At 68.8% G+C, this 18592-nt stretch carries 16 protein-coding genes; 10 read left to right on the top strand and 6 right to left on the bottom strand.

Translation table 11 applies throughout. From position 1 onward, the window contains the following. Positions 1-8: 8 nt before the first annotated feature. The 5 genes from ssuC to IB269_RS04350 all read right to left on the bottom strand — a co-directional run bounded on the left by ssuC (position 9) and on the right by IB269_RS04350 (position 5590). On the bottom strand, positions 9-851 hold the full coding sequence (gene ssuC, locus IB269_RS04370) for an aliphatic sulfonate ABC transporter permease SsuC (protein WP_097201910.1): 843 nt from the start codon (positions 849-851) through the stop codon (positions 9-11). A gap of 11 nt (positions 852-862) precedes the next feature. Continuing rightward, positions 863-2023: an FMNH2-dependent alkanesulfonate monooxygenase gene (ssuD, locus tag IB269_RS04365; RefSeq protein WP_034395335.1), complete on the bottom strand. Its 1161-nt coding sequence runs from the start codon at positions 2021-2023 to the stop codon at positions 863-865. 38 nt (positions 2024-2061) lie between these two features. After that, positions 2062-3117, bottom strand: coding sequence for an aliphatic sulfonate ABC transporter substrate-binding protein (locus tag IB269_RS04360; RefSeq protein WP_013801662.1), 1056 nt, complete (start codon positions 3115-3117; stop codon positions 2062-2064). Between the two features lie 23 nt (positions 3118-3140). Next, positions 3141-4142, bottom strand: a complete 1002-nt coding sequence (locus tag IB269_RS04355; RefSeq protein ID WP_170962019.1) for a sulfonate ABC transporter substrate-binding protein — start codon at positions 4140-4142, stop codon at positions 3141-3143. A gap of 425 nt (positions 4143-4567) precedes the next feature. Beyond that, positions 4568-5590, bottom strand: a complete 1023-nt coding sequence (locus IB269_RS04350; RefSeq protein ID WP_013801660.1) for a sulfate ABC transporter substrate-binding protein — start codon at positions 5588-5590, stop codon at positions 4568-4570. 144 nt (positions 5591-5734) lie between these two features. On the opposite strand from IB269_RS04350, the gene IB269_RS04345 reads away from it, so the two are divergent. From IB269_RS04345 to IB269_RS04305, 9 genes are all read left to right on the top strand, one after another. Next, entirely contained in the window at positions 5735-6007 is a 273-nt protein-coding gene (locus IB269_RS04345; RefSeq protein ID WP_012206441.1) for an oxidative damage protection protein, read from the top strand. A gap of 172 nt (positions 6008-6179) precedes the next feature. Then, positions 6180-6848 carry a trimeric intracellular cation channel family protein gene (locus IB269_RS04340; RefSeq protein ID WP_097201907.1) on the top strand — a complete coding sequence of 223 codons (669 nt, stop codon included), beginning with the start codon at positions 6180-6182 and terminating at the stop codon, positions 6846-6848. A gap of 15 nt (positions 6849-6863) precedes the next feature. Beyond that, entirely contained in the window at positions 6864-8804 is a 1941-nt protein-coding gene (gene mnmC / locus IB269_RS04335) for an FAD-dependent 5-carboxymethylaminomethyl-2-thiouridine(34) oxidoreductase MnmC (protein WP_192366481.1), read from the top strand. A 191-nt stretch (positions 8805-8995) separates the two neighbouring features. Further along, on the top strand, positions 8996-11077 hold the full coding sequence (locus IB269_RS04330; RefSeq protein ID WP_192366480.1) for a TonB-dependent receptor plug domain-containing protein: 2082 nt from the start codon (positions 8996-8998) through the stop codon (positions 11075-11077). A gap of 22 nt (positions 11078-11099) precedes the next feature. Continuing rightward, on the top strand, positions 11100-11987 hold the full coding sequence (locus IB269_RS04325) for a tungsten ABC transporter permease (RefSeq protein WP_249320484.1): 888 nt from the start codon (positions 11100-11102) through the stop codon (positions 11985-11987). Positions 11988-12020: 33 nt separating this feature from the next. Further along, entirely contained in the window at positions 12021-12569 is a 549-nt protein-coding gene (locus IB269_RS04320) for a DUF2478 domain-containing protein (protein WP_097201903.1), read from the top strand. A 5-nt stretch (positions 12570-12574) separates the two neighbouring features. Next, positions 12575-13636 (top strand): iron ABC transporter substrate-binding protein, encoded by a 1062-nt coding sequence (locus IB269_RS04315; RefSeq protein WP_192366479.1) that lies wholly within the window; start codon positions 12575-12577, stop codon positions 13634-13636. Next, positions 13636-14649 carry a FecCD family ABC transporter permease gene (locus IB269_RS04310; RefSeq protein ID WP_192366478.1) on the top strand — a complete coding sequence of 338 codons (1014 nt, stop codon included), beginning with the start codon at positions 13636-13638 and terminating at the stop codon, positions 14647-14649. The genes IB269_RS04315 and IB269_RS04310 overlap by 1 nt, the downstream gene beginning before the upstream one ends. Further along, positions 14642-15436 (top strand): ABC transporter ATP-binding protein, encoded by a 795-nt coding sequence (locus IB269_RS04305; protein WP_123695237.1) that lies wholly within the window; start codon positions 14642-14644, stop codon positions 15434-15436. The genes IB269_RS04310 and IB269_RS04305 overlap by 8 nt, the downstream gene beginning before the upstream one ends. Here IB269_RS04305 and IB269_RS04300 read toward each other — a convergent pair. After that, positions 15433-16290, bottom strand: coding sequence for a hypothetical protein (locus IB269_RS04300; RefSeq protein ID WP_225613952.1), 858 nt, complete (start codon positions 16288-16290; stop codon positions 15433-15435). The two genes, IB269_RS04305 and IB269_RS04300, sit on opposite strands and share 4 nt — an antisense overlap. Before the next feature lie 450 nt (positions 16291-16740). Here IB269_RS04300 and IB269_RS04295 point away from each other — a divergent pair, with 450 nt between their 5' ends. Next, positions 16741-18573 carry a nitrite/sulfite reductase gene (locus tag IB269_RS04295; RefSeq protein ID WP_192366476.1) on the top strand — a complete coding sequence of 611 codons (1833 nt, stop codon included), beginning with the start codon at positions 16741-16743 and terminating at the stop codon, positions 18571-18573. Positions 18574-18592 lie beyond the last annotated feature (19 nt).

Raw genomic sequence — 18592 nt, 5'->3', positions numbered from 1 at the left:
TCCTTGTGTCACTTGGGCTGGTAGCCCGGATGCCAGCGCAGCCACCAGTGCTCCAGCGCACGCGCAAACCAGTCGGCCAGCTTGCCCAGCAGGGCGTACAGCAGGATGCCGACCAGCACCACGTCGGTCTGCAGGAACTCGCGGGCATTCATGGTCAGGTAGCCGATGCCCGACTGCGCCGAGATGGTCTCGGCCACGATGAGGATCACCCACATCAGGCCCAGCGAAAAACGCAGGCCGACGAGGATGGAGGACAGCGCGCCCGGCAGGATGACCTCGCGGTACAGCTGCCAGCGCGTGAGGCCGTAGCTGCGCCCCATCTCGATCAGCGCGGGATCCACATTGCGTATGCCGTGGAAGGTGTTCAGGTAGATGGGAAAGAACACCGACACGCTGATCAGGAACAGCTTGGCGCTCTCGTCGATGCCGAACCACAGGATGACCAGCGGAATCAGCGCCAGCGCGGGGATGTTGCGCACCATCTGGATGGTGGAGTCCAGCAGCGTCTCCGCCCAGCGCAGCGAGCCCGTGAGCAGGCCCAGTGCCAGGCCCAGCCCGCCGCCGATGGCCAGGCCGCCCAGCGCGCGGCCCGCGCTCACCTGCACATGCTTGAGCAGCTCTCCCGACTCGGCCAGCGCCTGCGCGGCGCGCAGCACATCCAGCGGAGCGGGCAGCACCCGCGTGGACAGCCAGCCGAAGGCCGAGGCGGCCTGCCAGACGGCGATCAGCGCCAGCGGCACCAGCCAGGGCACCAGGCGGCGGCCCACGCCGGCCGCAAAGCGCAGCAGCGGCGACCAGGAATCGCCGGCCGAGGAGGCCGGCAGCGCAGTAACGGTACGTGCATCGGACATGCGTGACTCCCTCAGCTTTGCGACGCGCGCGGCGAGTACAGGTTGGCAACGGTCTCGCCCAGCGGCCCGCCCACGCCGCCAGCCAGCCTGTCGCGCACGGACAGCGGCAGCAGCGGGAAGACCAGCTCGGCAAAGCGGTAGGCCTCTTCCAGGTGCGGATAGCCGGACAGCACGAAGGTGTCTATGCCCAGGTCCGCGTACTCCTTGATGCGGTCGGCCACGGTCTGCGCATCGCCCACCAGGGCCGTGCCCGCACCGCCGCGCACCAGGCCCACGCCGGCCCAGAGGTTGGGGCTGATCTCCAGCTCGGCGCGCGTGCGGCGGCTGCCGCCGGCATGCAGGGCGGCCATGCGGCGCTGGCCTTCCGAATCCATGCGCGCGAAGGCGGCCTGGGCCTGGACCACGGTCTCGTCCTTGAGGCGGCTGATCAGGCGATCGGCATCGGCCCAGGCCTCGTCCTCGGTCTCGCGCACGATGACGTGCAGGCGGATGCCGAACTTCACGCTGCGGCCATGGCGCGCCGCCTTCTCGCGCACATCGGCAATCTTTTTGGCCACCTCGGCCGGGGGCTCGCCCCAGGTCAGGTAGGCATCGACCTGCTCGGCGGCCAGGTCGTGCGCGGCTTCGGACGAACCGCCGAAGTACACGGGCGGATACGGCTTTTGCAGCGGCGGGAACAACAGCTTGGCGCCCTTGACCGAGAGGTGTTCACCTTCGTAGTCGAGCGTGCCGCCCTCATGGCTGCGCTCAAGGATCTCGCGCCAGATGCGGATGAACTCGGCCGATTGCTCGTAGCGCTGGGCATGGTCGAGGAAGACGCCGTCGCCCTCCAGCTCGGCGCGGTCGCCGCCCGTGACCAAATTGATCAGCAGCCGCCCGCCCGACAGGCGGTCGAACGAGGCGGCCATGCGCGCCGCCAGGCTGGGCTGGTGCAGGCCGGGCCGCACGGCGACCAGGAACTTCAGGCGCTTGGTGACCGGAATCAGGCTGGAGGCGACGACCCAGGGGTCCTCGCAGGAGCGGCCCGTGGGAATCAGCACGCCCTCGTAGCCCAGGCTGTCGGCCGCGATGGCGACCTGCTTGACATAGTCGTGGCTGAGCGGGCGGGCGCCCTCGGCCGTGCCGAGGTAGCGGCTGTCGCCGTGGGTGGGAATGAACCAGAAAACCTGCATGCGCTGCTCCAGTCAGGGGACGGAATCGAGGAAGGAAATCAAAGGGCGGAAGAAGGCCGTGCCGCCGCCGGCTCGGCCAGCCGCGCGTACTCGGCCGCCGAGGGCCGCCAGACGATGTCGGCCACCTGCACCTGGCGCGGAATCAGGCCCAGCCGAAAAAATGCATCGGCCACGCGCTGCTGGTCCACCACGGTCTGCGCAGCCAGCAGGCCCACGGGGGAGCTGGGCCGGCGCGCAATGAAGCGGCTGACCACCGCCGCATCCAGGCCGCTGAAGCCGGCCACCAGGGCCACGGCCTCCTGGCGTGCGCTCTGGGCCAGGCGATCGGCGCGCGTGAGCTCGTCGAACAGCGCGCGCAGCACCTGCGGATGACGCTCCACCAGTCCGCGCGCGGCCAGGTAGAACGAGGCGTTGCCCGACAGGCCTTCGCCATTGGCCAGCACGCGCGGGCGAATCGCCAGCTCGGTGGCCGCGTAGAACGGGTCCCAGATGGCCCAGGCATCCACGCTCTTGCGTTCGAAGGCGGCGCGCGCATCGGCCGGGGCCAGGTACACGGGCTGGATCTCGTTCCAGGCCAGGCCCGCCTTGTCCAGCGCACGCACCAGCAGGTAATGGGCGCTGGAGCCTTTTTGCAGCGCCACGCGCCGGCCCTTGAGGTCGGCCAGGGCGCGCAGCGGCGAATCCGACGGCACGAGGATGGCCGAGCTCTCGGGCTTGGGCGGCTCGGCGCCGACGTACAGCAGGTCGCGGCCCGCGGCCTGGGCAAAGACCGGGGGTGAATCGCCGGTCAGGCCGAAATCCAGGCTGCCTGCGGCCAGGGCCTCCAGCAGCTGGGGGCCGGCCGGAAACTCCAGCCAGCTGACCTTGGTGCCCGCAAAGCGCTTTTCCAGCACGCCCTGCTGCTTGAGGATGACCAGGTTGACGGCCGACTTCTGGTAGCCGATGCGCAACTGCTCGGGCCCGGCCACGGCGGCCGGCGTCTCGGCGCGTGCGTACTGGCCGGCCAGGCTCCAGCTGAAGGCGGTGGTGCCCAGCAGTTGCAGGGCCTGGCGGCGCACGCGGTCCAGGCGGGGCTTCTTGGGGATGGCGTTCATGGTGCGGACTCCTTGCAGTGGGCTCAGGGGCGCGACGCGATCAGGTCCACCGGCGCGGCATGCAGCAGGTTGAGCTTGCGGGGGATGAGCTTGAGTTCGAAGAAGGTGTCGGCGATCTGCTGCTGCTCGGCCAGGATCTCGCGCGTCACGGACGAGGTGCCGAAGCGGGCACGGCTCAGGTACAGCTCGGTGATGGACTTGTCCAGGCCCAGGATGCTGGACAGCTCGGCGGCAGCGGCCGTCTGGTTCTTCGAGGCCCAGCGGTCAATCCCATCGACCTCTTCGATGGCAATGCGCAGCACATCGGCATTGCGCGTGGCGAAATCGCGCGAGGTGAAGTAGTAGGCGCGGTTGTTGACCACGCCCGTGGCATCGGCCAGCAGGCGGGCGTCCAGCGTCTTTTGCGCGGCAGCCAGGAAGGGGTCCCAGATCAGCCAGGCATCGACGGAGCCGCGCTCGAAGGCGGCACGCGCATCGGCCGGCGCCAGGAAGACGGACTGCACATCGCCGTACTTCAGGCCATGCTTTTCCAGCAGCTTGACCAGGAAGTACTGCACGTTCGAGCCTTTGTTGTAGGCCACGCGCTTGCCCTTGAGGTCCTGCACGCTGCGGATGGGCGAGTCCTTGGGCACGATCACCGCCTCCAGCCCGGGGCGCGGCACAGTGGCGCCCGCATAGACCAGGGGTGCGCCTGCGGCCTGCGCAAAGATGGGCGGGGCCTCGCCCACATCGCCGAAGTCGATGGAGCCCACGTTCAGCGCCTCCAGCTGCACGGGGCCGGCGTTGAACTCGATCCAGCGCACCGACACGCCCAGCGGCGCCAGCCGCTTTTCCAGCGTGCCCCGGCTCTTCAGGATGGACAGCCAGCCCTTCTGGTGGCCCACGCGCAGCACGCGGTCGCCCGCCTTGTCCTGGGCCAGGACCGGGCCGCCCACCGTGGCGACTGCTGCGGCAAGGCCCGCGCCCAGCAGTTGGCGTCGGCGCCAGTTGGCTGTGTGTCGGGGGAAAGAATCAAACGAGACCATGACGGACATCCTTGGAAGAGTGGTGCGTGGTGCGTGGCGCAGGCAAAGCGCTGCCCATGCATGCGCGCGGCATGCAGCCAGAAAACAAAAAAAGGGAAGGCGGAGCAAGGGGCGGCCGCCTGCAGGGCCAGGCCTGCAGACGCACCGCACGGAGTCGTCAGGTGCTACATCGCCGACTGGCGAAGGCCATGGTCTCGAAGCGAAGAAAAGAGCTGGATGCCACCACGCCTGCCACGCCTGCCACGCCTGCATTGCCTGCCACTCCTGCCTTGTGCATCCGCACGCCTGCCTGCGCCGTGCGGCGCAAGGCCTGCAAAGAGTGGCGGGAAGTCAGCAAGATGGACATGGCGGATCGTGGTGATTGCAGGGGTCTGGGAAAGCGGGTGAATCAGTGGGTGGGCGCCGGCCGGGCCGGCGCGCCGCACTCACTTCTTGGTGTAGATCTGGTCGAAGCTGCCGCCGTCGGCAAAGTGGTCCTTGTCGGCCTTGGCCCAGCCGCCGAAGGCCTGGTCGATGGTGACCAGCTCCAGCTTGGGGAACTTGTCCGCGAACTCGGCCTTGACCTTGGCATCGGTGGGACGGTAGTAGTTGCGGCCGGCGATGCGCTGGCCTTCCTCGGAGTACAGGTACTTCAGGTACTCCTCGGCCACGGCGCGCGTGCCCTTCTTGTCCACGACCTTGTCGACCACGGCCACCGAAGGCTCGGCCAGGATGGACAGCGAAGGCACGACGATCTGGAACTTCTCGGGACCGAACTCCTTGAGTGCCAGGAAGGCCTCGTTCTCCCAGGCCAGCAGCACATCGCCCACGCCGCGCTGCACGAAGGTGATGGTGGCGCCGCGTGCGCCCGTGTCCAGCACGGGCACGTTCTTGAACAGCTTGCCGATGAAGTCCTTGGCCTGCGCGTCGCCGCCGTACTTGCGCTTGGCGAATTCCCAGGCGGCCAGATAGTTCCAGCGCGCACCGCCGCTGGTCTTGGGGTTGGGCGTGATCACCTGCACGCCGGGCTTGACCAGGTCGTCCCAGTCCTTGAGGTTCTTGGGATTGCCCTTCTTCACCAGGAAGACGATGGTGGAGCTGTAGGGCGCCGAGTTGTGCGGCAGGCGCTTTTGCCAGTCGGCCTTGAGCAGGTTGCCGTTCTTGACCAGGGCGTCGATGTCGCCGGCCAGCGCCAGCGTGGCCACGTCGGCGTCGATGCCGTCGATGATGGAACGCGCCTGCTTGCCCGAGCCGCCGTGCGACTGCTTGACGCTCACGTCCTGGCCGCTCTTGGCCTTCCAGTGCTTGGCGAAGGCCTGGTTGTATTCCACGTACAGCTCGCGCGTCGGATCGTAGGAGACATTGAGCAATTGCACCGACTGGGCCAACGCCGGCAGAGCCGACAGGGTCAAGCCCGCGATCAGGCCGGCGGCGACAGGAAACTTGATAAAGTGGCGGCGAATTTTCATTGGAGTGTCGGTAGAGAGTGGAGACGACGGTCTGGTGCCGTGGAAAGCATTCTCAAAGCCAACTCTTAAAACTCAAACCAATAAGATTTCAGTTTGTTATTCCCAAAACATCTGAATCTCCACAAGACAAGGACTCAATTCCCCATGGCACGTACCGTTCACTGCATCAAGCTTGGCGTTGACGCTGAAGGCCTGGACTTCCCGCCCTACCCCGGCGAGCTGGGCAAGCGCATTTTTGAAGGCGTGAGCAAGCAGGCCTGGGCCGACTGGCTCAAGCACCAGACGATGCTGGTCAACGAAAACCGCCTGAACCTGGCCGACGCCCGCGCCCGCCAGTATCTGGCCCGCCAGATGGAAAACCACTTCTTCGGCGGCGGCGCCGATGCGGCGGCCGGCTACGTGCCTCCTACGGCCTGAGCCGCTTCGCGCCCTTTCACCGCCCCCGTCGCACCGCGCCGGGGGCGGTTTCATTTGCGGTGCCGCAAATGGCCGCCGCCCAGAGACCGCCTACAATGCCCGCCTTCTTGCGCTGGACGGCGCAGTGGCCGCACACCCTGCGGCGCGGGCCGGTCTTCATCCGAGGTTTTCCGTGCTTCCATCCGTCTCCCTGCTGGAATCGTTCCAGACATCGCAGTTCACCGTCATGCTGGTGATCTACCTCGTGGCCATCACGGCCGAAGCCATGTCGGGCGCGCTGGCGGCGGGCCGGCGCAACATGGACATCTTCGGCGTGGCCGTGATCGCCTTCGTCACCGCGCTGGGCGGCGGCACCATCCGCGACATGGTGCTGGGCCACTACCCCATCGGCTGGACGCAGCACCCTGAATATGTCTACCTGGTCATCTCGGCCGGGCTGCTGACCATCGTCGTGGCGCGCCACATGCACCATCTCAAGCAGGTCTTTCTGCTGCTGGACGCCATGGGGCTGATCGCCTTCTCGCTGATCGGCTGCAACGTGGCGCTGGAGCTGGGCTACCCGCCCGTGGTGGTGGTGATGTCGGGCATGCTGACCGGCATCAGCGGCGGCATTCTGCGCGACGTGCTGTGCAACCAGGTGCCGGTCGTCTTCCGGCGCGAGCTGTACGCCAGCGTGTCGCTGGCCGTGTGCCTGCTGTTCCTGGGGCTGCGCACGCTGGAAGTGGGCTCCAACCTCAGCACCGTCGTCTGCTTTGCCGGCGGACTCACGCTGCGCCTGGCCGCCATCCGCTTCAAGTGGCGGCTGCCCGTGTTCTCCTACCAGCAGCGCTGGGAGGAGTAGTTCTGCCCCTTGCCCATGTCCGAACCCATTGACTGGCTGCCTGACGGCACGCCCTACAGCCCGCGCTTCGGCGACCGCTACCACAGCGAACTCGGCGGCCTGGACCAGGCCCGCCACGTCTTTCTGGGCGGCTGCGGCCTGCCGGCGGCCTGGGCCGATGCGCCGCAATGGCGCATCCTGGAGACCGGTTTCGGGTTCGGGCTGAATTTCCTCGTGGCCTGGGAAGCCTGGAAGGCCGATCCCCGGCGCCCGAGGCTGCTGCATTTCGTCTCGGCCGAAGCCTTTCCCGTCAGCGCCGACGCCATGCGCCAGGCCATGCCGCGCGAGCCAGGATTGCGCCTGCTGGCCGAGGAGTTGGCCACCCGGTTCCAGGGCCTGCTGCCCGGCGTGCACCGCCTCGCCTTCGAGCAGGGCCGCGTGCTGCTGACGCTGTACATCGGCGATGCCCAGGCCATGCTGCGGCGCCAGCAGCTGACGGCCGACAGCATCTACCTGGACGGCTTCACGCCGGAACTCAACCCCGACCTCTGGAGTGCTGACACCCTGCGCGCGCTGGCGCGCCATTGCCGGCGCGGTACGCAGCTGTCCACCTGGTGCGTGGCGCGCACGGTGCGCGATGCCCTGGCCCAGCACGGCTTTCAGGTGCGCAAGGTGGATGGCGTGCGCCCCAAGCGCCACAACCTGCATGCCGTCTTCGACCCGGCCTGGCAACCGCGTGGGCCGCGCGGGCCGCGTGCGCAGCCGCAGGAAGCCATCACCCCACGGCGCTGCATGGTGCTGGGTGCAGGCATCGCCGGTGCGGCTGCCGCCGCCAGCCTGTCGCGCCGTGGCTGGCAGGTCACCGTGCTGGATGCTGCCGACGCGCCTGCAGCGGGCGCCTCCGCCCTGCCCGCGGGCCTGTTCTGCCCCCATGTCTCGCCCGATGACAGCCTGCTGTCCCGCCTGAGCCGCGACGGCGCACGCCTGACCCTGGCGCAGCTGCAAATGCTCTCCGGCCAGGGCCTGCTGCAACCGGGCACGGACTGGTGCGATACCGGCGTGCTGGAGCACGGCGTGGAAGCCGCCCCGCGGCTGCCGCGCGACTGGCAATACCCCGGCCCGAGCGACCACTGGAGCCGGCCCGCAAGCGCCGATCAACTCTCGGCGGCCGGCCTGCCCGCCGACGCCCCGGCCTGCTGGCATGTGCAGGCCGGCTGGGTGCGCCCGGCGCGGCTGGTGCAGGCGCAGCTGGCGCTGCCGGGCGTGCGCTGGCAGGGCCGTGCCTGCGTGGCGCGTCTTGCATGCACCGACACAGCAGGTGGCGCGCCCGTCTGGCAGGCCCTGGATGCACAGGGCAATCTGCTGGCCGAGGCTGAACTGGTCGTTCTCGCACTGGGCCCCGCAACGAATACGCTGCTGGAGCACAGCCTGGGCGCCCAGGCCGCCTGGCCGCTGCAGCCCATACGCGGCCAGGTCAGCTGGGATGTTCACACCCCGGCCAGCGCGCAGGCCATGCCGCCCTTTCCAGTCAACGGCCATGGCAACCTGGTGCCTGCCATGCCGCTGCCCGGCGATGCAGCCGGGCCAGGCTGGGTCATGGGATCGACCTTCGAGCGCGACCAGACCGCGCTGCCGCCAAGTCCCGAAGACCAGGCCGCAGCCCATGCAGCCAATGGCGCCAAGCTGGCGCAGCTGCTGCCAGGTGCCTACCAGGGCCTGCAAGGCTTCTTCGACGCGCCACCGCGCGCCACCTGGGGCGCCGTGCGCGTGGCCTCGCCAGACCGGCTGCCCGTGGTCGGACCGGTGTCCGATCAGGCTCCCGGCCTGTGGGCGCTGACGGCCATGGGCTCGCGCGGGCTCACCCTGTCGCTGCTGTGCGGCGAGCTGCTGGCAGCACGCCTGCACGACGAACCGCTGCCCCTGGATGCCAGGCTGGCGGCTGCCCTGGCCAGCGAGCGCCTGGGCCGCAGGCGCTGAGCCGTTGAACCGCCCGGCCCCTGAACGACCGGGCATTCACACAACGGCCTGAAAGAAAACCCGAGTCTTCCCGCAGACGGTTTTTTGTCACTCGTTATGTTTGCTAGTGCATATCGCTAGAATCCGGAACCTGTTTTCAAAAGGAAACAACCAGCCGCTCCCCGCGTTCAACCACACAAGAACCTGAAACCGTGACCCGCCAGCCCCGCTCCTGCGCTCCCGCATCCTCACCCGCCCTCTGCTCACCCTCGTTCCGCCTTCGCTCCGCACTGACACACGCCTTGCTGTTCGCAGGCCTGGCCGCCAGCACGCAGGCGCAAGCCCAGGTCGAGGCCCCATCGGGTGCACCTGCAGCACAGGCTTCGCAGACCTTCCAGTTGGGCACGGTCGATGTGCACGGTGCGCGTAATGAGGCGCAGGCCATATCCAGCGATGAACAGCGACTGGACGCCGACGAGATGCGCCAGCGCAATGCCGACACCGTGGCCGACGCCGTGCGCCTGCTGCCGGGCGCCACGCTGTCGCGCAACAATCGCAACGAGGAAATGATCTACCTGCGCGGCTTCGATCCGCGCCAGGTGCCGGTGTTCGTGGACGGCGTGCCGCTGTACGTGCCCTATGACGGCTATGTGGACTTCGGCCGCTTCACCACGTTCGACCTGTCCGAGATCCGCGTGGCCAAGGCTGGCGCCTCGCTGATGTATGGCCCCAATACGCTGGGCGGCGCCATCAACCTGGTCACGCGCAAGCCGGTCAAATCCTTCGAGGGCGATGCACGCATCGGCGCAGGCGCAGGCGGCGAACGCAAGGCCGCCGTGAACCTGGGCGGCAACCTGGGCACCTGGTACTACCAGTTGGGCGCCTCCTACCTGGACGCGGACAGTTTTCCGCTGCCCAAGGGCTTCAAGGACTTCAAGAAGCAGCCCACCGACACGGGCAACTACCGCGACAACGCCTACCGCACGGACAAGCGGCTGTCGTTCAAGCTGGGCCTGACGCCCAATGCCACGGACGAATACGCGCTGGGCTATGTGCGCCAGGAAGGCGAGAAGGGCAACCCCGTGTATACCGGCAGCGCCACGGGCAAGAACGTCATCCGCTACTGGCGCTGGCCCTATTGGGACAAGGACAGCGTGTACTTTCTGAGCACCACGCGCATCAATGCCGACAACCTGCTCAAGACACGCATCTACCACGACACCTACCAAAACGGCCTGGACATGTACACGGACGCGAGCTACACGCGCCATGACCCCACCAGCAGCTACAAGGACGTGAGCCAGGGCGCCAGCATCGAGTGGGCCAACTACAGTTTCAAGGGCCATGCGCTGCGCCTGGGCGCGCACTACAAGATCGACGAGCACACCGATGCCGCCTCGGCCAAGGACCCCAGCAAGCACTACCGCGACGTAACGCGCTCGCTGGTGGTCGAGGACACGATCTCCCTGGCCGAACGCTGGAGCCTGAACCTGGCGCTCAGCCATGACCAGCGCGATGCACGCGAGGTCTACCAGTGGCCCACGGGCTCCACCAGCGCCACCAATGGCGTGGCCAAGCTCGGCTATGCGCTGGGCGGCGGCAGCGAGGCGTATTTCATCGCCTCGCACAAGACGCGCTTTCCCACCATCAAGGACCGCTACTCGGCACGCATGGGCACGGCCCTGGCCAACCCCGACCTGCAGCCCGAGACGGCCAACCACCTGGAGCTGGGCGTCAGCGGCTCGCCCTGGCAGGGCGGCCAGGGCCAGGCCGCGCTGTTCTACAGCCGCGTGCGCAACCAGATCCAGACCGTGGTCGTGGCGTCGGCCGAATGCGGCGGCACCACCTGCAACCAGGCGCAGAACGTGGGGCGCACGCGCAACATCGGCATGGAGCTGTCCCTGGCCCAGCAGCTGTCGGCACAGTGGAGCATGAACGCCGGCTACACCTACCTGAACCGCCGCAACACCAGCGACTCCAGCATCACGCTGACCAACACGCCGCGCCACCGCCTGCTGGCCGGTGTCCAGTGGCGTCCGCTGGCGCAGTGGGAATTCAATGCCGAGGTCGAGACCGAGAAGGGCCGCTACGTTCCGCTGTCGGGCAGCGGCCAGTTGCAGACGCTCAAGCTGCCCGGCTACGGCATTGCCAACCTGCGTGCACGCTACAAGCCGCGCAGCGACATCACCGTGGACTTCGGCGTGGCCAATATCGGCGACAAGTGGTACCAGTTCGATGACGGCCTGCCCATGCCGGGCCGCAGCTGGTATGTCAACCTGGGCTATCGCTTCTGAAACCGGGTCGGAGACTGTGCCCGTGCCCGATTCCATGGAACCGATCTGCCACCCTCGCCGCCGCCTGCTGGGCGCCCTGCCCGCGCTGGCCGCCCTGAGCGGCTGCGCCGCCCAGCCGGCCGAACCTGCCAGCGTGAACGTGGCCGTGGTCGGCGGCCTGTCGCTGTGCGGTGTGTGGCCGCACCTGGCCGACGCGGCGGGCCGCAGCCTGGGCCTGTCCGTGCGCACCGCCGTTGCCGCGCCCAAGGAGGGCGTGATCCCCGCCATGGCCCAGGGCCGCGCCCAGCTGCTGCTCATCCACGCCAGCGATGAAGCCATGTCGCTGGAGGCTGCCGGCCTGGCATTGGCCGCGCGGGTCTGGGGCTGGAACGAGCATGTGTTCGCTGGCCCAGCGCATGATCCGGCCGGGGTGAGCAGTGCGGCCGATGGGGTGCAGGCCATGCGCCGCATCGTTGCCAGCGGCTCGCCCTTCATCGCGCTGCGCGACCCCGGCAGCTATACCGTGGTCCAGCGCCTGTGGCGCCGCGCCGGCATACGGCCGGACGCCCGCTGGCTGCGCGCCGACACCGGGCCTCGCCCCCAGGCCGTGCTGCAGTTGGCGGCCGAGCTCCAGGCCTATGCCGTGGTCGGCCATATCCCGCTGCATTTCGGCAAGATGGGCGCGCCCGGCATCGAGCTGCTGCTGCACGGCGACCCGCTGATGCGCCGGCCCTATGTGCTGCTCACGCCCGGGCCGCGCCATCCGGCCGACGCTGGCCAGCGCCGCAGCGCGCAACGGCTGGCAGAGCATCTGCTGTCCGCACCGGGCCAGCAGGAACTGGCGCTGGCCAATGTGGCAGCCGGAGGTCCCTGGATCTTCGGGCGCGACAGCATGCCCCTGGTCAACGACACCGGCGGCGGCCAGGAGTAAAAACCTGCCTGGATTCCACAAGCACCGCATGCCATGAACTCACCTGCCACCCTGCCCCTGGCCGCCCTGGTCCATCCCGACGACGAGCATGCAATGGAGCTGCTGCTCGAACGCGTGGCACGCCGCCTGCAAAGCGCGGGCTGGCGGGTGGGCGGTCTGGTGCATCGCCAGGACCGCTATGCCAACGGCAACAAGCGCATGCAGCTGTTCGACCTGCGCAGTGACCGCCAATTCGAGCTGTCCCAGGACCTGGGCTGCGCCTCGCGCGCCTGCAGTCTCAACCCCCAGGCCCTGGCCCAGGCCAGCGCCGTGCTGCGCCAGGCGCTGGACGATGGCGTGGATCTGGTGGTGATCAACCGCTTCGGCATCGTCGAGGCCTCGGGGCAAGGCTTTGCCGCCGAATTCGCGGCCTTTGTCGAGGCCGGCACGCCCGTGCTCACGGCCGTCGCGGCCCGCCATCTTGAAGACTGGCGCAGGTACACCGGCAGCCTGCATGCCGAGCTGGCAGCCGATGAGGTGCAGATAGAGCAATGGTGCCAGGCACAGCTTGAGCGCCGTGGCTGCGCCAGCCCCATCCCCTGATTTTCATGACCGATCTTCTGTTCACCCGCCGCCGCTGGCTGGGCCAGGCCATGGCGGCACTGGCCTCATCGGCTCTTGTTCCCGGCCATGCCCAGGCAACCACGATTGCCGCCCGCATGGGACAGATGCCGGACCCTGCCAGGCTGCGCCGCGTATTCGCGGCCGGACCGCCCGCAGGCGTGCTGGTGGCCACGCTGGCACCGCACAAGCTGCTGGGCTGGCCCCAGCAGCTGGACGATGTCTCGCGCGCCTATCTGGGGCCCACACTGCAGGCGCTGCCGCATCTGGGCCGCCTGTCCGGGCGCGGCAGCACCATGCCGCTGGAGTCGCTGCTGAAGCTGCAGCCCGACCTGGTGCTGGACGCCGGCACGGCCGATGCCACCTATATCTCGGCCACCGAGCGGCTGGCGCGCCAGACCGGCCTGCCCTGCGCGCTGATCCAGGGCTCGCTGGCCGACCACGCACGCCAGTTGCGCGAGGTCGGCGCCCTGCTGGGCGAGGCCGCACGTGGCGAGACGCTGGCCCGCCATGCCGATGCCGTGGCGGCGCTGGCGCAGCGTGCCACCCAGGGCATGGCACCGGCCGAGCGCCCGCGCGTCTATTTCGCGCGCAGCGCCAATGGGCTGGAAACAGGGTTGGCGGGCTCCATCAATGTGGAAGCCGTCGAGTACGCGGGCGGGCGCAATGTGGCCGCCGATGCAGGGCGCGGCGGGCTCACGCGCGTGTCCATGGAGCAGATCCTGGCCTGGGACCCGCAGGTCATCGTCACGCAGGAACCCGGCCTTGCCGAGCGCATGCGCCAGGACCCGCTGTGGCGCGGCTTGGCCGCCGTGCGCTCGGGCCGCGTGCACTGCGCGCCGGCCTGGCCCTTCGGCTGGCTGGATGGTCCGCCCGGCGTCAACCGGCTGATCGGTGTGCGCTGGCTGCTGGAAAAACTCCACCCACAGGCGCCGGCCCTGCAGGGACTGCCGCCGTTGGAACGCGAGGTGCGCGACTTCTACCGCCTGTTCTATGGCGCCGACCTGTCGCCCGCAGCGCTGGGCAGGCTGATGGAGACTGCGCGTTGATGCTTGCCACAGGCCGCCGCATGGGTTGGGTGCTCGCGCTGGCCTTGCTGGCCGCCGTGCTGCTGTGGGCGCTGGCGGTGGGTCAGTTCTCCATCGCGCCGCAGCAGCTGTGGCAGTCGCTGCTGGCGCGCGCCACGGGCACGGCGTCCCCCTTGTCCGCCAGCGCCGAGACCGTGCTCTGGAACATCCGCCTGCCACGCATCGCCGCAGGCCTGGCCGTGGGCGCCACGCTGGCGGCGGCAGGCGCAGCCTACCAGGGCATGTTCCGCAACCCGCTGGTCTCGCCCGACATCCTGGGCGTCTCGGCCGGTGCCGGCCTGGGCGCGGTGCTGGGCATCTTCCTGGGCTGGTCCATGGCGGCCGTGCAGGCCCTGGCCTTTGGTGGCGGGCTGGCCGCCGTGGCGGTGGTGGTGGCCATCAGCACCAGCGTGCGCCGCCATGACCCGGTGCTGGCTCTGGTGCTGGCCGGCATTGCTCTGGGCGCGCTGCTGGGCGCGGGCATCGCCCTGGTCAAGACGCTGGCCGACCCCAATACGCAGCTGCCATCCATCACCTTCTGGCTCATGGGCGGCCTGAGCGCCGTGACCCTGCCCGAGCTGGCTGCCACGGCGCCCGTGATGCTGTGCGCCCTGCTGCCCCTGATGCTGCTGCGCTGGCGCATCAACCTGCTGGGCCTGCCTGACGAGGAGGCGCTGGCCCTGGGCGTGCCCGTGGCACGCCTGCGCCTGCTGCTGGTGGCCTGTGCCACGCTGGGCACGGCGGCGGCCGTGTCGCTGGCCGGCATCGTCGGCTGGGTGGGGCTGGTGGTGCCGCATGTGGCGCGCCTGCTGGTCGGCCCCAATTTCGTGCGCCTGCTGCCGGCCTCGGCGCTGCTGGGCGCGGGCTTCGTGGTTGCGGCCGACACGCTGGCGCGCAGCGCGGCACGCATCGAGCTGCCGCTGGGCATTCTCACGGCCCTGGTCGGCGCGCCCTTCTTTCTCTACCTGCTGTCGCGCACGGGGCGCAATGACTGAAGTGCAGGCCCCACCCGTGCTGCAGACGCTGGCCCTGGCCACGGGCCATGGGCGCCGGCGCGTCAGCCAGGGGCTGGACCTGGCCATCACCGCAGGCGAGGTGCTGTGCCTGCTGGGCCCCAACGGCTGCGGCAAGACCACGCTGTTCCGCACCGTGCTGGGCCTGCTGGCGCCGCTGGCCGGAGAGGTGCGCGTGCAGGGCCAGCCCGTGCACAGCTGGCCGCGAGCCGAGTTTGCGCGGCGCGTGGGCTATGTGCCCCAGGCGCAGGCCGGCGTCTTCGGCTTCGAAGCGCTGGACATGGTGCTCATGGGCCGTGCCGCGCGCCTGCCTGCGCTGGCCCGGCCTTCAAGTGCCGACCGTGCCCTGGCGCTGGGCTGCCTGGAGCAGTTGGGCATCGCCCATCTGGCGCTGCGCCCCTATACCGAGCTGAGCGGCGGTGAGCGCCAGCTGGTGCTGATCGCACGCGCCCTGGCCCAGGAGCCCGCGCTGCTGGTCATGGACGAGCCCACGGCCAGCCTGGACTTCGGCAACCAGATCCGCGTGCTGGACCAGATTGCCGCGCTGCGTGCACGCGGCATGGCCGTGCTGCTGTCCACCCACCAGCCCGAGCATGCGCTGCAGGTGGCCGACCGCATCGCCCTGCTGGGCCGCGGCGGCCTGCAGGCCTGCGGTGCGGCGGCGCAAGTGGCGACACCGGCCGCGCTGGCTGCGCTCTATGGGGTGAGCGAGGCGGCGGTGGCGGCGCGGCTGCCCGCAGACCTGGACAGGCGCAGCGTTGGCATCTAGTGCTTGGGAACGGGCAGCTTCCAGCCAGGCGGGGGCTGCAGCGGGCGACCTGCGTCCTTGAGCATGCGCTCCAGCAGTTGCTGTTCGCTGTGGATGGAGGAATCGGACAACAGCCGGACAAACGGATCGCCACCCGCCTGTATGCTCAGGGGGTTGGACTTGTGCATCAGCCAGTCCAGCTGGCGCCGCCGGGATTGCACTGCAGCGCGCTCGGCAGGGGTGCTGGCAAGCCAGCGCCGTATCGCCAGTCCAAAGGCCTCATCCAGCACGGTGGATGAGCGTTCCGTCATCAGATGCGCCACATGCAGGCAGTCGGCATCTCGCGCCGGGGCATCGCCCCGCTTTTCGGGTTTGCAGGCATCGATCAAGGTCCGGTAGCCCGGCAGTTCAAAGGCCGCCCAGATGCCCATGGCCGTGATGGCAGCGCCTTCCTCGGGGCGGTAGGGCTGCCCACCTCCAAACGCCTGCAACTCCTCGGCCGTGGGCGGGTGTTTCAGCAGCACCGACTGCATCCAGCGCACGCCCTCATACATGTGCAGGTCCGCATAGCGGCTGTCGCGCGCGGCAGTCAGCAACTCCTGCGGCCCCAGCGCCTGCCACATCAGCGCAGTGAGATTACTGGGTTCCAGCGCCAGCCAGCGGCGCGCAGCCTGCGACCGCAACTCGCCTTCACGTTCAGGCGCCCTGGCAGCCAGCAGTTGGTAGGCCAGCACGTCCTGCCCGGCCCGCTCCAAGGCGGCCTGGCGCCATTGCGGGGCTCGGCTGTCGGCATCCTCTTGTAGGAAGGGTGGGACCGACAGATTGATCAGGATGGCCGCAAAGGCCAGATCGCGCCCGCTGCCGGAACCGGCCAACTGCGCCGCCACGCGATGCAGATACGCATCCCAGGCTGATTCCCGTGCGGATCCGTCGGGTTCAGGCGTGTCAGCTGTGTGCGCTGCTGACAACGGGGACTGCGGCGGTGCCGGCTTCTGGGCCTGCGCCTGAGCAGCAGTTGCCAATGCCAAGGCCAGCCCGATGGCGGCACAACGGTTTCGCATTCTGAAATCCTCCCTCTGGCCGGAAAGCATATCGGCCGCTCATGCGTTTGGCATGCCCGGCCCCACAAAGCCTGCTGCCATTCACTTATATCCATATCCACATACTTGCAGGACAAAACAATCGTTTGCTTCTATAAGGCCATTGCTTACATTTCCGTCCATGCAGGGTTCTGCGCGCGTTTCCCGCAAGTGCCTCGGTGCCACGCAATGAACCCCTGCACCGCCGCCACTGGCGGCAGTCGAAGACCCCACATCCGAAGCGCCATGTACCAATACACCGAATTCGACAAACAGTTCATCCGCCTGCGCGCCGAGCAGTTCCGTGACCAGCTCGAACGCTGGCAGGCCGGCAAGCTCTCGGAGGATGAGTTCAAGCCCCTGCGCCTGCAAAACGGCTGGTATGTGCAGCGCTACGCGCCCATGCTGCGCGTGGCCGTGCCTTACGGCGAACTGTCCAGCGCCCAGTTGCGCGTGCTGGCCCGCGTGGCCCGCGAGTACGACCAGCCCGACGCCGCCCTGCTGGCCGAGGCCCGCGCCACCCAGGACCGGCTGGGCGACATCCCGCTGCACGACGGCCGCCGCATCGGCTCCGACCTGAAGTTCGGCTACGGCCACTTCACCACGCGCACCAACGTCCAGTACAACTGGATTCCGCTGTCCAAGGCCGCCGACGTGATGGACCTGCTGGCCAGCGTCAGCCTGCACGGCATCCAGACCAGCGGCAACTGCATCCGCAACATCAACAGCGACGCGCTGGCGGGCATTGCCATCGACGAGATCGCCGACCCCCGCCCCTTCACCGAAATCCTGCGCCAGTGGAGCACGCTGCACCCCGAGTTCAGCTTCCTGCCGCGCAAGTTCAAGGTCTCCATCAGCGGCGCCGAGGAAGACCGCGCCGCGCTGGGCTGGTACGACGTGGGCCTGCAGTTGCTCAAGAACAAGGCTGGCGAGCTGGGCTTCAAGGTGCGCGTGGGCGGCGGCATGGGCCGCACGCCCACCATCAGCCCGGTGCTGCGCGAGTTCCTGCCCTGGAACCAGCTGATGAACTACCTGGAAGCCGTGATCCGCGTCTACAACCGCTACGGCCGCCGCGACAACGCCTGGAAGGCGCGCATCAAGATCCTCGTGAAGTCCGAGGGCCAGAACTTCATCGACCAGGTCGATGAGGAATTCCGCCAGATCGTCGAGGTCGAGGGTGGCCCCCACACCATCACGCAAGCCGAGTACGACCGCGTGGCCGCCAATTTCCGCGAGCCCGAGCTGGACCTGTCGCCCGCCAATGCCGAGGCCGAGACCCTGGCCCTGCTGCGCACGGCCGCCGAGGAAGACAAGGACTTCGGCCGCTGGCTGATCAGCAACGTGCGCCCGCACCGCCACCCGCAACTGCGCGCCGTGCTGCTGTCGTTCAAGCGCCTGGGCTACGCGCCCGGCGACGCCACGGCAGACCAGATGGATGCCGCCGCCGCGCTGGCCGACCAGTTCTCGGCCGGCGAGATGCGCGTCACCCACGAGCAGAACCTGCTGCTGCCCTGGGTGCGCCGCGACCAGCTGCCCCAGCTGTACAAGGCGGCCAAGGCCCTGGGCCTGGCCAAGCCCAACATCGGCCTGCTGACCGACATGATCGCCTGCCCCGGCGGCGACTTCTGCTCGCTGGCCAATGCACGCTCCCTGCCCATTGCCGAGGCCATCACCGAGCGCTACCAGGACCTGGACGAGCTGTGGGACCTGGGCGAGATCGACCTGCACATCAGCGGCTGCATCAACAGCTGCGGCCACCACCACAGCGGCCACATCGGCATCCTGGGCGTGGACAAGGACGGCAAGGAGTGGTACCAGATCACGCTGGGCGGCGCCGACGGCTCCCACCTGTCCGGCCCGGCCACGCCCGGCAAGATCATCGGCCCCTCGTTCAGCGCCGCCGAAGTGCCCGGCGTGATCGAGGCGCTGCTGGCCACCTACCGTGAGCAGCGCCAAAGCGAAGGCGGCCGTTTCGAGACCTTCATCGCCACCGTGCGCCGCGTGGGCATCGACCCGTTCAAGGCCGCCGGCAATGCCGCCCGCCACCCCGCCAAGCACACCGAGGAGGCGGCCGCCTGACCCCAGGTGAGAGCCGCAG

Origin of the sequence: Delftia sp. DLF01, from assembly GCF_014852125.1 — a bacterium.
In the GTDB taxonomy this organism is placed as follows: Bacteria; Pseudomonadota; Gammaproteobacteria; order Burkholderiales; family Burkholderiaceae_C; genus Comamonas; species Comamonas acidovorans.
The sequence above is the reverse complement of the archived record's forward strand: the minus strand, read 5'-3'. Positions and strand labels throughout refer to the sequence as shown.

Bases quoted from the DNA above. Each gene is read 5' to 3' on its own strand.
- mnmC (WP_192366481.1), top strand. From the start codon at position 6,864: ATGTCCGAACCCATTGACTGGCTGCCTGACGGCACGCCCTACAGCCCG.
- ssuC (WP_097201910.1), bottom strand. From the start codon at position 851: ATGTCCGATGCACGTACCGTTACTGCGCTGCCGGCCTCCTCGGCCGGC.
- IB269_RS04350 (WP_013801660.1), bottom strand. From the start codon at position 5,590: ATGAAAATTCGCCGCCACTTTATCAAGTTTCCTGTCGCCGCCGGCCTG.
- IB269_RS04315 (WP_192366479.1), top strand. From the start codon at position 12,575: ATGACCGATCTTCTGTTCACCCGCCGCCGCTGGCTGGGCCAGGCCATG.
- IB269_RS04355 (WP_170962019.1), bottom strand. From the start codon at position 4,142: ATGGTCTCGTTTGATTCTTTCCCCCGACACACAGCCAACTGGCGCCGA.
- IB269_RS04305 (WP_123695237.1), top strand. From the start codon at position 14,642: ATGACTGAAGTGCAGGCCCCACCCGTGCTGCAGACGCTGGCCCTGGCC.
- ssuD (WP_034395335.1), bottom strand. From the start codon at position 2,023: ATGCAGGTTTTCTGGTTCATTCCCACCCACGGCGACAGCCGCTACCTC.
- IB269_RS04310 (WP_192366478.1), top strand. From the start codon at position 13,636: ATGCTTGCCACAGGCCGCCGCATGGGTTGGGTGCTCGCGCTGGCCTTG.
- IB269_RS04320 (WP_097201903.1), top strand. From the start codon at position 12,021: ATGAACTCACCTGCCACCCTGCCCCTGGCCGCCCTGGTCCATCCCGAC.
- IB269_RS04360 (WP_013801662.1), bottom strand. From the start codon at position 3,117: ATGAACGCCATCCCCAAGAAGCCCCGCCTGGACCGCGTGCGCCGCCAG.
- IB269_RS04295 (WP_192366476.1), top strand. From the start codon at position 16,741: ATGTACCAATACACCGAATTCGACAAACAGTTCATCCGCCTGCGCGCC.
- IB269_RS04345 (WP_012206441.1), top strand. From the start codon at position 5,735: ATGGCACGTACCGTTCACTGCATCAAGCTTGGCGTTGACGCTGAAGGC.